At 66.1% G+C, this 13343-nt stretch carries 18 protein-coding genes and 1 tRNA gene; 3 read left to right on the forward strand and 16 right to left on the reverse strand.

What is annotated here, in order from left to right:
* The 4 genes from ACIQ42_RS01345 to ACIQ42_RS01360 form a co-directional block, all read right to left on the reverse strand.
* A partial coding sequence (locus tag ACIQ42_RS01345; protein WP_397420428.1) for a histidinol dehydrogenase occupies nt 1-300 on the reverse strand: 300 nt, incomplete at its 3' end.
* A gap of 40 nt (nt 301-340) precedes the next feature.
* Nucleotides 341-766, reverse strand: a complete 426-nt coding sequence (locus ACIQ42_RS01350; RefSeq protein ID WP_397420429.1) for a DUF2948 family protein — start codon at nt 764-766, stop codon at nt 341-343.
* A gap of 3 nt (nt 767-769) precedes the next feature.
* Nucleotides 770-2065 carry a UDP-N-acetylglucosamine 1-carboxyvinyltransferase gene (gene murA, locus ACIQ42_RS01355; RefSeq protein ID WP_397420430.1) on the reverse strand — a complete coding sequence of 432 codons (1296 nt, stop codon included), beginning with the start codon at nt 2063-2065 and terminating at the stop codon, nt 770-772.
* Between the two features lie 92 nt (nt 2066-2157).
* Complete coding sequence (locus ACIQ42_RS01360) at nt 2158-2304, reverse strand: hypothetical protein (RefSeq protein WP_397420431.1); 147 nt, start codon at nt 2302-2304, stop codon at nt 2158-2160.
* 96 nt (nt 2305-2400) lie between these two features.
* On the opposite strand from ACIQ42_RS01360, the gene ACIQ42_RS01365 reads away from it, so the two are divergent.
* Nucleotides 2401-2475 (forward strand) — tRNA-Thr (locus tag ACIQ42_RS01365).
* A 292-nt stretch (nt 2476-2767) separates the two neighbouring features.
* On the opposite strand, the gene ACIQ42_RS01370 is transcribed toward ACIQ42_RS01365, so the two are convergent.
* Both ACIQ42_RS01370 and ACIQ42_RS01375 read right to left on the reverse strand, forming a co-directional pair.
* On the reverse strand, nt 2768-3280 hold the full coding sequence (locus ACIQ42_RS01370) for a GrpB family protein (protein WP_397420432.1): 513 nt from the start codon (nt 3278-3280) through the stop codon (nt 2768-2770).
* A gap of 103 nt (nt 3281-3383) precedes the next feature.
* Nucleotides 3384-3902 carry a hypothetical protein gene (locus ACIQ42_RS01375; protein ID WP_397420433.1) on the reverse strand — a complete coding sequence of 173 codons (519 nt, stop codon included), beginning with the start codon at nt 3900-3902 and terminating at the stop codon, nt 3384-3386.
* Nucleotides 3903-4395: 493 nt separating this feature from the next.
* Here ACIQ42_RS01375 and ACIQ42_RS01380 point away from each other — a divergent pair, with 493 nt between their 5' ends.
* Nucleotides 4396-4980, forward strand: coding sequence for a DUF2239 family protein (locus tag ACIQ42_RS01380; RefSeq protein ID WP_397420434.1), 585 nt, complete (start codon nt 4396-4398; stop codon nt 4978-4980).
* Here ACIQ42_RS01380 and ACIQ42_RS01385 read toward each other — a convergent pair.
* Genes ACIQ42_RS01385 through ACIQ42_RS01405 form a run of 5 tightly spaced genes read right to left on the reverse strand, consistent with a single transcriptional unit; the run spans nt 4971 to nt 8352 of the window.
* Nucleotides 4971-5195: a hypothetical protein gene (locus tag ACIQ42_RS01385; protein WP_397420435.1), complete on the reverse strand. Its 225-nt coding sequence runs from the start codon at nt 5193-5195 to the stop codon at nt 4971-4973. The genes ACIQ42_RS01380 and ACIQ42_RS01385 overlap by 10 nt on opposite strands.
* Nucleotides 5192-5515 carry a hypothetical protein gene (locus ACIQ42_RS01390; RefSeq protein WP_397420436.1) on the reverse strand — a complete coding sequence of 108 codons (324 nt, stop codon included), beginning with the start codon at nt 5513-5515 and terminating at the stop codon, nt 5192-5194. The genes ACIQ42_RS01385 and ACIQ42_RS01390 overlap by 4 nt, the downstream gene beginning before the upstream one ends.
* A gap of 3 nt (nt 5516-5518) precedes the next feature.
* Nucleotides 5519-6457 (reverse strand): hypothetical protein, encoded by a 939-nt coding sequence (locus tag ACIQ42_RS01395; protein ID WP_397420437.1) that lies wholly within the window; start codon nt 6455-6457, stop codon nt 5519-5521.
* Nucleotides 6458-6823 (reverse strand): hypothetical protein, encoded by a 366-nt coding sequence (locus ACIQ42_RS01400; RefSeq protein ID WP_397420438.1) that lies wholly within the window; start codon nt 6821-6823, stop codon nt 6458-6460. It lies immediately after the preceding gene.
* Entirely contained in the window at nt 6820-8352 is a 1533-nt protein-coding gene (locus ACIQ42_RS01405; RefSeq protein ID WP_397420439.1) for a hypothetical protein, read from the reverse strand. The genes ACIQ42_RS01400 and ACIQ42_RS01405 overlap by 4 nt, the downstream gene beginning before the upstream one ends.
* A gap of 115 nt (nt 8353-8467) precedes the next feature.
* On the opposite strand from ACIQ42_RS01405, the gene ACIQ42_RS01410 reads away from it, so the two are divergent.
* Nucleotides 8468-10111, forward strand: coding sequence for a glycosyltransferase family 4 protein (locus ACIQ42_RS01410; RefSeq protein WP_397420440.1), 1644 nt, complete (start codon nt 8468-8470; stop codon nt 10109-10111).
* A 566-nt stretch (nt 10112-10677) separates the two neighbouring features.
* On the opposite strand, the gene ACIQ42_RS01415 is transcribed toward ACIQ42_RS01410, so the two are convergent.
* The 5 genes from ACIQ42_RS01415 to ACIQ42_RS01435 all read right to left on the reverse strand — a co-directional run bounded on the left by ACIQ42_RS01415 (nt 10678) and on the right by ACIQ42_RS01435 (nt 13246).
* Nucleotides 10678-10917 (reverse strand): hypothetical protein, encoded by a 240-nt coding sequence (locus ACIQ42_RS01415; RefSeq protein ID WP_397420441.1) that lies wholly within the window; start codon nt 10915-10917, stop codon nt 10678-10680.
* A gap of 444 nt (nt 10918-11361) precedes the next feature.
* The gene (locus tag ACIQ42_RS01420; protein WP_397420442.1) at nt 11362-11772 is read right to left on the reverse strand and encodes a hypothetical protein; all 411 of its coding nucleotides are present in this window, start codon (nt 11770-11772) and stop codon (nt 11362-11364) included.
* A 12-nt stretch (nt 11773-11784) separates the two neighbouring features.
* Nucleotides 11785-12375 (reverse strand): hypothetical protein, encoded by a 591-nt coding sequence (locus ACIQ42_RS01425; RefSeq protein WP_397420443.1) that lies wholly within the window; start codon nt 12373-12375, stop codon nt 11785-11787.
* Complete coding sequence (locus ACIQ42_RS01430) at nt 12375-12620, reverse strand: hypothetical protein (protein WP_397420444.1); 246 nt, start codon at nt 12618-12620, stop codon at nt 12375-12377. Before ACIQ42_RS01430 ends, ACIQ42_RS01425 begins: the two co-directional genes overlap by 1 nt.
* Nucleotides 12620-13246 (reverse strand): hypothetical protein, encoded by a 627-nt coding sequence (locus tag ACIQ42_RS01435; protein WP_397420445.1) that lies wholly within the window; start codon nt 13244-13246, stop codon nt 12620-12622. Before ACIQ42_RS01435 ends, ACIQ42_RS01430 begins: the two co-directional genes overlap by 1 nt.
* Nucleotides 13247-13343: the final 97 nt, after the last annotated feature.

The raw sequence follows: 13343 nt of genomic DNA on the forward strand, positions 1-13343 counted from the left end.
GCGCTCGTGATCGGCCCGGATCCGGGCCGCCGCGAAGTCGATCGCGTCCCGCACCTCGCGCGAACAGGCCGCTGCCCCCGCCTCTATCTCTTCGGCCGTGACCCGCAGCGTGTCCTGCGTGAGGTCCAGCCCGTCGAACTCGCGGGCAAACCGCAGCAATGCGTCAACGCCCTCGGCGCGGACCGCCGCCAGAACATCGGCAACCACGGCGTCAACATCATGCGGCGTATCACGTCGCTCACCGACAAAAGCGGTAAAGGCGTCGGTAAAACCGGGATCATCAGACATAAAGCGGCGCATGTGCGCTCTTTAGCGAGGTCTCCGGACGAAGGCTATCCGATCAGAGGTCGTGCGCCGGCGTTCTGGGCGTCGGCCACGGACGTGAAACGTCCGCCAGCGCGGCGTCCACACATTCGACCTGCAGACGAAAGTCGCCGCCTCCGGCAAAACTCAGCGTCAGCGTACCTCCCGGGGGATCCCCGGCGACAAAGGTGATCGCCAGCAATTCCAGCACGGCATCTCGGCGATCCCGACGGATCTTGCGGGACTGGAAGTCCAGTACGCTTCCGATCTGCAAGGCCGCCCGAACGCGTTGCCGCCTTCCCGCCTCCCAGCGGAACCGGTTGAAGGCAATCGTCAGGCGGCGGGTCTTCGGCTCGTAGAGGACATCGCCGACCTGGGCGATCGCGTCCTGCAAGGCGGCCGACATGATGGCAAGATCCGCCTCATCCTCAGCCAGCAGTCTCAGGCCCGAAGCTTCGGCCATGGACTACTCGACCTCCGCTTCGACGCCATCGCCCTTGAGGCGCCGCACCTGGGCGCCGCACGCGCCCAGTTTTTCTTCCAGTCGCTCGAAGCCACGGTCCAGATGATACACGCGATTGACGATGGTCTCGCCGCGCGCCGCCAGCCCGGCGATCACCAGGCTGACCGAGGCCCGCAGGTCCGTCGCCATTACCTGGGCGCCGGTAAGAGCCTCGACCCCGCGCACCCGCGCCTCCCCGCCCTGAACCGAAATGTCGGCGCCAAGGCGACCCAGTTCCGGCACGTGCATGAACCGGTTCTCGAAGATCGTCTCCCGGATGATGCTTTCGCCGTCGGCCAGCGTCATCAACGCCATGAACTGCGCCTGGAGGTCCGTCGCAAACCCGGGGTGGGGCGCAGTCTCGATCTCGACGGGCCTCAGCCGGTCGGGGCCCCGCTTGACCGTCAATCCATCGTCATGGGTCGTTACCTCGACACCCGCCTCGATCAACTTGTCGATCAACGACTGGATCAGGTGGCCCCGGGTCCGCGTCAGCCGCACTTCACCGCCGGCCATGGCGGCGGCCACGGCATAGGTCCCGGTTTCGATCCGGTCCGGGATCACCGAGTGCGTCGCGCCGTGCAGTCGACTGACGCCCTGGATATGAACGGTTCGCGTGCCCGCCCCTGAAACCTTGGCGCCCATGGCGTTCAGGCATTCGGCAAGATCCGCCAGTTCCGGCTCGGCTGCGGCATTCTCCAGCACTGTGTCACCGTCCGCCAGCACAGCCGCCAGCATGGCGTGCTCTGTCGCGCCCACGGAGTTGATCGGGAAGTTGATCACCGCGCCCTTCAACCCGCGCGGCGCCTGGGCGTAGACATAGCCCTCGTGAAGATCGATCCGGGCACCCAGCGCCTCCAGCGCCTTCAGATGCAGATCAACCGGTCGTGCGCCGATCGTGCATCCGCCCGGCAGCGAGACCTTGGCCTGCCCCGTTCGGGCCAGCAGCGGCCCCAGCACATTGAACGACGCCCGCATCTGGCGGACCAGATCATAGGGCGCAAACCCGCTGACGATCTCGCGCGTCGTCAGAAGCGTCTCGCCGCCATCGGGCCCCTCGGCTTCGACGACCTCGGCGCCAAGGCGCTGCAAGAGCTTACCGAGGAACCGGGTGTCGGCCAGGCGCGGCATATTGGTCAGACGCAGCGGCTCATCCGTGAGCAGGCTGGCGGTCATCAGCTTGATGGCCGAATTCTTGGCGCCGCTGATCGGGATTTGCCCGTTCAGCTTTGCGCCCCCGACGATGGCGATACGATCCAATAGCTACCCTTCGACAGACGTCCGGCCAGCCTCGGCGGCGCGGCGAAAAAAGAAGCGGTATCTAGCCTGCGCCTCGCTGGCGCGCCAAGCGGTCAATCCGTGGAGGTTTCTTGCGGCTTCGGCGTAGCGACGGCCGAACCGGTCGCCTTGCGACGGCGCAGGTTCGCGCGAAGCGCCTGCGCGAGCTTGGTTTCACGCAAGGTAGCGGCGTCCTTGCCGTCTTTCTGCCGATCAGCCATGCCGTCAGGTGCTGCGCGGCGGCGCGCCCGTCAAGCTGTGCGCGGTCGATTTAACGCTTCACGACGCGGCCTCAGCCCGCTATAGGCCCCGCCTTCGCCGCGGTAGCTCAGTGGTAGAGCGCATCCTTGGTAAGGCTGAGGTCCAGGGTTCGAATCCCTGCCGTGGCACCACCTAAACCCCTTGATTTGAAAGAGCTTTCAGATCAAGGGGCTTTAGTCTCCCGGTACGCTGATAGACATTCAGGGCAAACACGACGTGAACCTTCCGCAAGGGTCGGGAGAAACTTGGGAGTTACGTTCCCGCTTCGGTCCCAATCGGCCGTACTTTAATCGTCCAGTATCTCGCGAATTTCACGCTCGAGATTGAAGGGCCCACCCACGGTGGCGGGGTGCGCATGCGGCACAGACGTCCGGTGTCCGACGGTTGACCGGTATCCGCTCCCGGCGCAGAGCGGAGGTTCGTTCAAGCCCGCTCGATGCCGAGCTGCGCCAGGATAGCTGTGATCAGGGGGCGCTTGCGAGCGAGATACTCGCCGATCCCGGCCACGTTCTCGCGCCCTAGTTGGAGCTTCAACTCCTCATAGCGGCGGCGGTCCGCCTCGTTGGTCCGCAGGTGATCCCTGAAGCTGAGCATCTCGCGGACGGTCGGGTGTCCGTCGACGCAGACGTGCAGCTTGTGGGTGCGGACCCCCGCCACGTCGCGCTTGTAGAAGCGGTGACCGGGCGAAAGATCGCCGCCACGACGAAAGCCGAGCTCAGCAAGACCATCCGTCCACGGCTGAGGCGTTTCCGAGGTCGTGACGATCGCCAGGACATCGATCTCGGGCTTGGCGGCAAGACCGGCCACCGCCGTGCTCCCGACGTGATGCATGGCGATCAGTTCAGGTCCGAAGATGGGCGCTAGCTGCGCTTCCGCGTCCCGGTACTGCTGCGGCCAGCCGGGGTTGGGCGGGGTGATTGAACTGGTCAGCGGCATGCCGGTGATTGTACCTGCAGGTCGTCCGCTTTCCACCCGGAACGGTGAGTTTAGGCGCAGACCCCAACGGTAAGAAACGACCCGTTGCGGACCTTGATGAAGGCTAGGCTGGAGACATTTTCTGTAGCAGCGCCCCAACCGTCACGTCGCCTGATTGCATGTCTTCGAGGCTTCGCGCGTCCAGCCGGTTATCCGCCGCCAAGATGTCCAACAGCTGAGAAACATCTCCAGGCGAGAGCTTGAGATCAGCTTGCAGCCGGGTTGAAGGAGTTAGGTTCGACAGGCCATTGAGCGTCACGCGCCGGAGCGCCTGCATGAGCGCATCGCTACCCTGCATCTCCCTCAAGATCGGGTCGGTCGGTGTTCGGTCGAATTGCCAGCCGTACTTCGACACACGCCAACCAGCGTAGAGCGTGCCGACCGCTGCAACACAGGTCGTTGGGAAGATGATCCAAGCCCCGAGGCTGCGCGGCAGTCCGAGAACGTTCTCCAACAGGAAGGCGACCGTCGCTGTCATCACCCAAGGAAACATCGCCCTATAGGTCACGCTCATTCGCTGAGTGGGAGGCACGGAGGCCATCTTCTTCAGATGGGCGTTGTAGGTTTCGATGAGCGACTTCATGCGCTGATACCACTTGCAGCGAAGACTAGTGTCAACGTCGCCTCTCCACCCAACTTTGCCGTTCGGAACTTCCCCTTGTTGGCCGTGCGGCAATCGTTATCCGCGGGCGCTTCCGATCCGCGGCCGCGCGAGCACAAACATCCATCGATCCCAGTCTATCAAGCATCCCCTGAAATTCTGGGAGAATGTTCGACCGAGAAACGGTAATATAAGCGTCCAGGTGCATTCGACGCACCAAGCAAAATGTTGCTTCGCGCTGGGAGATATTTGGGAAGCGATTTTCCGATCCCGTTATTCCAGCCAATTTTTTAAAAATTTGCCGTGACAGACCGTCACCTTGTTAAGGCTGAGGTCCAGGGTTCGAATCCCTGCCGTGGCGCCATCGCAGGAGAGTCCGGGCAATCTCTCGGGCTCTCCTGGCCATCTCGTCATTTTACCCGGATATTATTGATGGCGCAGTCCACATGCGCCATAGTCGCGCCCGGGAGCGAACATGGTCTCATCAGATACCTTCACCCTCTTCGAGGGCCACACAGCGCACCACAACGGTGATCTCTTCGCCGTGGCAGGCAAGGCTGTCGATCTGACGGCGGCCGGCGCCCACGGCCTGCTGATTCTGGATGACCAGACCGGCCAGCCGGTTGAGCTCGATCTGCGCCATAGCGCCGATCTCGCCGTATCGGCCTATCGCCAGCGCATGACCGCGCAGCCCCCCCCGGAACCCCCGGAACCCCGCCCAGGTCGCGGCCGTCCCAGGCTGGGTGTCGTCGCCCGTGAGGTCACCCTGCTTCCCCGCCACTGGGACTGGCTGGCTGGCCAGCCGGGCGGAGCCTCTGCAGTGCTCAGGCGTCTGGTCGAGGAGGCCCGTCGGGAGGCTGCCCAGCCGGATCGCCGCCGCAAACATCAGGAAACGCTCTATCGGGCGATGTCGGTTCTCGCCGGCGACCTGCCGGGATTCGATGAAGCCGCCCGCGCCCTCTTCGCCGACGACATGGACGCATTTCAAAGCCGGACCGAAGCCTGGCCCGTCGATGTGGCCGCCTACCTTCGCCGGCTCGTCGAGGCGCCTCAGGACTGAGGCGTCGCCCGCGCCTTGCAGTCGATGTTGAAGGTAAATCCCCCGCCCAGCCCGAGGCTGCCCTGATAGCGGCGGTCGCAATTGTCGATGTGATCCCCCAGAGCGCGCAGGATTTCGGCCTGCTCCGATCCCTCCCGTGCGCCTGCAAGTCCGGTCAGGGTGCTGCACCCGGACGACGTGAGTGCGACAAGCGCTATCGCAAGGCTCTTCTTCATTCGGGAATCTCCGTTGTGGCTGCGTCCCGCGCAGGCTGTGGTTGGGAGGTCATCGCCAGGCGCTGCAGGCCGGATCCGGTGGCGACCGGCAGCGTCCGGTCCAGCTCTTCCAGGCGACGGGCATTTTCGCTCCAGAGCTGGGCCAGCGCCCAGGTCATGAGCGCGGCGACGACGCCCCAGGCCCGTCCCTTCAGGCCTTCAACGGCCCTGAGTGTGGCGGCAGACGTGGCCTTGATCTCGCCCAGACGTTCCTCACATCGAGACTCGTGGTCCGTGAGGCGCTGTTCCAGCGTGGCGAGCCGCTCTGTGGATGTGGCCATGGTTCAAACCCAGCTCCGCTTGAGGATCGCATTGATCTCCGCACCGATCTGCGTCTCCTTGCCGGAGCCGGTTTCCGACTTGGCCTCCGCTGTCTGCTGCCCGGTGAACAGCTGGATCGGCAGACCGCTCAGCATCGCCACCACCTGCTGCGCATGAGCCATCGGCGCCTGCAGTTGCTGTTGCTGGACACTCCGCAGGGTCTCGCCCAGTCCCGCCTGGGCCGCGATATTGGCGCGCATCGCTTCATCGGCCGCCAGCTGTTGGCCCTGACTCCTGAATCCCAGATCGACCTTCTGCGCCCGGTCCTGCAGCTGCGTCTGCGCATTGGCGATCCGCGCCTGGGTCGCCCGATCCGCATCCCCGGCCGCGGCCCCCAGCGCGGTCTGGTAGGCCTGCGAGCGTAGCCCCGCCAGGGTCGAGGCCCTTGCCCGCGACAACTCCCCCTCGGTCATGCTCTGCGTCAGGGCGGCGCCGGAACCGCCGAACGCCCCCGAGCCCGCCAGGTCAAGCGCCTGCTGCGCCCGTGTGCGGCCTGCCTGCACGTCAAGGTCCGCCGCCGTGGTGTCGACCACATCCCTCAGGTACGGATTGAGATAGCGATCCACATAGTCATAGGCCTTGCCGCCAGAGGCAAACGGCGTCTCCGCAGTCTGGAAATCGGATGTCCAGCTGACGTCGGCAGGATCGCGCGGTCCGCCCGTCACACCGGACGGCTTCCATAGTCCGAGGCCTGCTGCAGCCGTCGCGGCCTGCCGTTGCAGATCATGTGTCGGCGCCACCAGCGACCCCGGGTCCAGACCGGCCACCTGTCCGACCTGGCCCGCGACCCGTTGGGTCAGGTTCGATCCCCATTCCGGAACCGTGGGCGTTGTGGTCGTGTTGGAGGTCGAGCTACTCGCGTTGCTCCACTTCTTGCGGTTCCTACTCAGCTTCAGACTCATCTACAGCTCCTTCGCAATGATGCGCGCCAGCGGCGCGTAACCCATGGGCGCCAACGCCCGTTCCCAGCCCGGGCGGCCAACGATCAGCACACGCTGACAGCCGTTCGTCCGCGCCCAGGCTTCAGCCCGGGGGCGCAGGCGGCCCACCAGTTCCTCCAGATCCCCGCCCGCCAGCCAGATCAGCAGCCGCCGCGCCTGCGGCTCGTCCTCGATCAGGGTCACCATGGCTGCGTGGTCGCCCGGCCAGGCCTGCGCTTCTCCTGCGTCCACCAGGCCCCAGACATCCTCGAGCGTGTGGCCGCCTCCGGCATGCGCCAGCGCAGCCTCCAGCCAGCCGCTGCAGCGCTGCCGCTCGGCCGCCGTCACAGCCGACCCGCCGGCGCGGCATCGAAGATCGGCGCCCCGATCCGGCATCCGGTGGGCGCGCTCTGGCCTGAAAACCGTGTCCGGAACAGCCGGCCGCTGACAAGCACGTCACCCTTCGCCTCGCCCGGGGCCAGGGTCACGCTCCGGGTGGTCGCACCCGTGTCCTGCGGATAGAGCCGCCCCGACAACGCCACCGTTACCGGGCCGATCTGATCCTTGAAATCTGGCCAGACCCCGCGAACCAGCATCGTCCGATCGGGATCCAGCACGCTGTCCGCACTCTCGATGAACCAGCCGAAGCCCCCGCCGTCAGCCGAGCGCCCCTTCTCGTGCAGATAGACGGCCCCCTCATAGGTGGCCCCGATGGGGTAGGCGGACGGGCCGGAGTCCACAAACGCCGTACGCGCCATGACGCCCCGGTGCCAGGCGCCCGCGTCGGGGCCGCTAAGGGCGAGGCCGAGATATCGACTGTTCTCATAGCCATCCCGCCGGTCGGGATAGTCAAAACGGACTTCCGAGAACTCAGCGTTGGACGACGCCATCACCTTGTCGCCCTGGCTTGCCGCCAGTTCCTCGGCGAAGTCGCGCCGGATCGGGCAGGCGATCGGCTCGGCCTGTCCGCCCAGGGCATAGCGATAGAATTGCCGGTCAGGGCTGACCCAGAACGCGGCCTGCCCCACCACGACCGCCGCATTCGGCCCGATCAGGCCGCAGTTCCGGCCGACCCGGTCGAACCGCCAGGGCTGGTTCAGCGCTCCGACGAACGTACCCAGGAACAGCGCATCGCTGGTCCAGACCAGCAGACACGGCCCACACATCCGCCCGCCGACAATCCGACCCCCGCCGGTCAGGATATACTCCCGCGCGGTCGATCCGCTGGCGCTCGTGCTCCACTGGTTATTGTTGCGGATCGAGGAATGGCGGACGCAGAGCGGATTGAAGGCGCCCGAAACCTCTTCATTGCAGCCCAGCGCGAACACCTGGTAGCCGCCGCCCTGCGGCGCCACCAGCATCTGCGTCACGTTCGCGGGCGCATTGGCCAGGGCCTGCGCCTTCTGCGCCGTGTCGTTCGTCCAGGCGAAGATAGTCTGGTTGCGGGGGCTCGCCAGCAGCTGTTGGCCCCAGGCGCCGAACGACCATGTCAGCGGGAAATAGTCCGAGACCGCCGGCAGGCCAAACCCACCCACGCCATAGGCCCCCGTGCCGAACCCCGCCGATCCGGCGCCGTCGATGGCGCCCGTCGAGAACCCGGCCGCAGGCGTGATGTCGAACAGCGCCCCGCCCCGCCACAGCTGGAGCTTGCTGTGGGTGCCGAAAGCGATGTCCAGGACGCCGGCATTGTCGGTCCAGGGGAATACCCCCCGGCAGACCCCGGTCAGGGAGTCCGTCATCAGTCGTTCCCAGCCGCCGATCACCTCGGGCCGGCCCAGCCGGAAGCGCACGTTCGAACCGTCGGCCCAACGTCCCGAGCCCGCCAGGGTGGTGTCGTCACCGTTCAGCCCCGGTGGAAACTCCAGGGGAATCCTCATCTGCGCCCTCCTGCCCATTACGAACGTTCAAGTTGAAAAAAGGGGGCGGCGCGCTTGTGTCTGCGGGCGACCGGCCTCAATGATCCGGGTCAGTTCCAGACCGCGTTGAGGCCCCGTGTCCGAGACCACATCCGCCGTGATCCGCGCCCATGCCGATGGCTATGACATGGCCAAGCCGGCGCTCATGGGTCGTCAGGCCGCCGGTAACGGCTTCCTGCGCGCCGCCGTCTACGCCCGCGATGGCCAGCCGATCCGCGGCCTCTCGCCCAATGCAGATACGGCCCGCGGCTTCGAAGCCATCGTCAAGGGCATCGACCCGGCCGCTCCGTTTGAATGGATCAAGTCGGCCGAACCGGAACGCATCGGCGCCACCGGCGTGCTCTATCTGGCGGACATCTCTGTCGCGACGCATGCGCGCGCACGGGTCAGGACCGGCATCAGCGCCTACTCGCTATGCGGCGTCACCCACACCACCGCCAGCCAGATCGCCATGAACGAGATCGCCGGCCTGTTGCGCGAAGCCGTGATGCCCTGGGACGCCCTGGTCTGCACGTCCAGCGCCGTCCTCGAAACGGTCCGCCGCGTCCACGAGGCCGAGGCCGATTACCTGCGCTGGCGGCATGGCGCCGATACCCGCATCGAGGGGCCACAGCTCCCGGTTATTCCGCTGGGCGTTCACTGCGCCGACTTCGACTTCAGCGCGGCTCAGCGGGCCGGAGGCCGCGCGGCCCTTGATCTGGCCGATGATGAAGTGGCCGCCCTCTTCGTCGGCCGCCTGGTCTATCACGCCAAGGCGCACCCTCACGCCATGTACCGGGGCCTTCAGCTGGCGGCGGAACGCACCGGCAAACGGGTGGTCCTCATTCTCTGCGGCTGGACGCCCTCCGAGCGCGTCGAGGAGGTCTTTCGCCAGGGCGCCGCCCAGTTCGCCCCCGACGTGCGCCTGATCTTCGTCGAGGGTCGCGATCCGCCCAGACGCGACAACGCCTGGGCCGCCGCCGATATCTTCGTCACCCTCGCTGACAATATCCAGGAAACCTTCGGATTGACCCCCATCGAGGCGATGGCGGCTGGCCTGCCTGTGGTCGTCACCGACTGGGATGGCTATCGCGACACCGTCCGCGATGGCGTTGATGGTTTCCGCATCGCCACCTGGGCGCCCGAGCCCGGCATGGGAACGCCCCTCGCGCGCGGCCACGAAATCGGCGTCCTCAACTATGACCGCTACTGCGGCTTCGCCTCGGCCACCACCGCGCTGGATCTGGCCCATCTGGTTGACGCGCTTTCGGCCCTGATCGACAATCCCGGCATCCGCAAGGCCATGGGCGCCTCAGGCCGCCAGCGCGCGCGCGATCTCTACGACTGGCCGGTGATCTATCGCCAGTATCAGACGCTCTGGTCCGAGCTGAACGCCCGCCGGCGTTTCCTCACCCGGCCCCTCGCCGGCGCGCCGGCCAACCTGTCCACCAACCTCGACCCGTTCGAGGTCTTCGGCCACTACCCGACCCATCAGATCTCCGCGACAACGCCGCTGACCCTGACGCCCGGCGCCACCCGCGAGCAGCTCCTGGCCTGCCTGGACCACCCCCTCTTCGGCACCATCCCCAGCCCCCGCGACCTCACCCTCAGCGTCTTCGCCGCCGTGGAAACCGGCGACACAACCCCCACCGCAATCGCCACCCGGGTCAACTACCCCGTCTCCGCCATCGGCCGGACGCTGGGCCAACTGGCCAAGATGGGCGTGGTGAGGTTGGGGTAGGATGAGACCGTGACGCGCCTCATTGTTATCCGGGGTCTCTATGCAACAGAGCACCAACTATCGCGACTTCCTGCAGCTCTCCCGCAAGCGACCGTCGAATTCGTAGACACACAGGGCGTCGGAACCACGATTGAGGGGCTCGTAAGCCACTACAACGACGCCTTTGCTCGTCTGGAGAGTTTTCTAGTCATTGGCGTATCTATCGGAGGTGTTGTCGCGCTTGGTCTTCGCTCTGGGGGACTAACAGGCGTGTTGGCTCTCGATCCCCCGCTCAGGCCATCGGACGACCCGGTACTAGCCGACATTTGTCTTTCGCGCGGGGACCCACTTGCCGAAGCGCTACGTCCGGACCGGGACTACCTTAAACTGATCAATCCTACCTGCCCGACTGTCATTCTGGCCGGCGAGAATGGCGCTATCAGCAATGAGACCCTTGAAGACGCTCGAGGCCGGGGTGTGAAGGCCGTTCGCGTTGCGGGTGTCGGGCACGATGTAACACGCGGCGCGTCAGACTTGGTGCTTGCCGAAGTTCGCTCTCTCTTAAGCGCGAATACGTAGCAGTTGGATTACCACCCTTCCCTGCCCGCCAATTCCGCTTGTTGAGCCAGGCCCAGCGCCACCTGATCCACCCCCGCCTTGCTGCCCCGGCGATGAAGCCGAAAAACTGCCATTCCCACCAGCACCGCCAACCAGAGCGGCTCCGGAGTCTGAAAAACCTGCTCCACCACCTCCGCCAGCAGCGCCGCCAGATGCCCCGCCGGCTCCACCTCCCGCGGTAGATGCCCCCGCTGAAGCGCGACCTCCATTGCCGCCGGCTCGATTCACATCGCCACCTGCTCCGCCGCCGCCTACACCGGCGGCCGTCGTAGTGCCGCCAAAACCGCCTGTGGCCGAAACAACTTGGCCATTAGGTAACGTGACGACTGTAGCCGTCCCATTGTTTCCGTCAGCGTCGGCAACGCACGGAGCGCCGCCCGCGCCTACGACAAAGGTGATTGTTTGCCCTAGCGACAGCTTGACCCGCTTGAACAAAGCACCACCACCCCCGCCACCGCCAGGGTTTCCACCAGACGCGCCCGAACCACCACCTCCGTACGCGTAGACTAACGCGGTACAAGGTCGAGGAGCCGTAATCGCACCGGAGCCCGACGTAGCGTCGATCAAGCCAACAACTGCAGGGATGGCGGACGAATAAGACTTCCGCCCATCCACCCCCTGCCCCACCAACCCCCTGAGCTTCTGCCGCACCATCAGTAGTCCGCCCATTCAGCGTTGAAGGTGATCTGCTTGGCCACGCGCACGGCCGCATAGACCCGCTCGTTCGGCGCCAGGATCAGTGGGTTGTCGTCGGAAAAGCCAAAGTCGGCCGTGGGCACCTCGGTGGTGTCGGCCATGGTGTAGGCACCCGCCACCGCGCTTTCGAAAAACACCCGCGTCGCCCCCGCGTCGCGCGATCGGAACAGTTGCAGTTGCACCGCGCTGGCCAGGGTCTCCAGCGGGATCGCGCCCACCCGCGTCACCCGCGCCCCGTTGGCGCCTGCCGTGATCAGCAGCACGGTGTTGGTGGGGTTGGTCGTAAGGGTCGTGTTAGCCGCCGAGCACGCCGCGTTGCTGGTCTGCGGTGTCTGGGGCGTGATGATGGAATTGGCTGTAACCGGCATCGTCAGTGTCTCCTAAAGGGCAACGGCGAAAGCGAGCGCGAGGCCCTTTACGGCGCTCGCATAGTCGCTGAGATCTGAGGTGGAGAGCGCCCGCCAGCTGGCGTTGGTCCCGTTTGTGGAGACCACCTTGCCGGCGTTTCCGCTCTGGGCCGGCAGGGCGCCGGCGTTGTAGGACCAGGCCACGCCTGAGACCCAGTCCTTGATCGAGGCGCCGCCATAGCCGGGCGTCTTGACCGCGCCCCCGTCGGTCAGCACCCAAACGATGTCGCCAGGGTCCACGGTTACGGTCCCGCCCGCCCCCGTGGTCACGATCACCGGTCCCGCACAGGCGTTCCAGACCAGGTAGGTCTTGCTCACCGCCGGCACCGTCACCGTGAACGGCCCGGCCCCGCCGGTGAACTTGATCATCGCCGCGCGCGCCTCGTCGTCCTGGGCGTTGGCGGTGGTCAGTGCGGCATTGCCGGTCAGCGGCTTGGTCAGCCAGCCCGCCACGGCATAGTCCGCCTTCTGCAGGACGGCGTTGAGTTTCTCCCCCCAAAGATTGATGTTTTCGCCGGTGAACTGCAGTTCGAACCGGAGTGAAGTTGACCAGGATGAAGGCATCAGACGATCACGGCTCCCGTGTCTTGGCGGATCCAGTTGATCCCGTTGGAATGGGCGAGAATGTTCAGGTCGGTGACCAGCACCAGGGTCTGGGGATGGCTGGCGGCCGGCGGCAATCCGGCCTGCGGCACGGCCCACAGCGGCGTCGGTCGCCCCGGCGCGATCAGCGCGCCCAAGGCGTCATGCATGGATTTCAGAAGGGCCCGCAGCCCCTCCGGCGTATCCGGTCCCGGCGGCAGCAGCATCACGCGCCCCGCGCCGCAATCAGGTCCGGCAGCTCACTGCTCAACCGCCCGGGCGCGCGGCTGCGGGCCTCCTTGGCGTTGGCGTCACCAAGCGCGCGGGCCAGCTTGCTCTCATAGGCGCCCGCCAGTTCCGCATCGCGCAGGAACGGCGCCGCCTCGCTCAGCGTCGCAAACAGGTAGAGGTCCGGAAATTCCGTGAGCAGCCCGTTCGTCGGCGCCGCGTCCGACAGCGCAAACCGGCGCAGCATCCGCAGCGTGAAGCCATAGGTCTGGTCGCAGGGCCGGTCGAACGCCAGGTTGGCGCCATCCACCGTCCAGGCGCCCGGCTCGCCGCGCCGCGCCGACACCCCGATCAGCCCGGCCTCGCGAAACGGCACTTCGTCCCGGCCCGTCGCCCGCTCAATCCACAGCCTGAGCGGCTCGGTGAACCCGGCCGGCAGCGCCAGCATCCGTACGCCCGCACCCGCCGACAGCGAAACCTCCGCCTCGGCCAGCCTGGCCCGCATCACCCGGTTCAACCGGGCCTCCGCCAAGGCGATGAATTCCGGGATGCGCGCGGTCAGATCCGCCCGCACCAGCCAGTTCGCCGCTGCGGCCTGCAGTTCGGCATAGGTCGTGATCGCCATCTTGGGCTCCAGACATGAAAAAGCCGCCCGGAGGCGGCATTGAGGGGAATGAAAAAGTGGCGGCGCGTCCCGGCTAGATCGCAGCCAGCGTGTCGCG

It is taken from the genome of Phenylobacterium sp. (assembly GCF_044372605.1).
GTDB lineage: Bacteria > Pseudomonadota > Alphaproteobacteria > Caulobacterales > Caulobacteraceae > Phenylobacterium.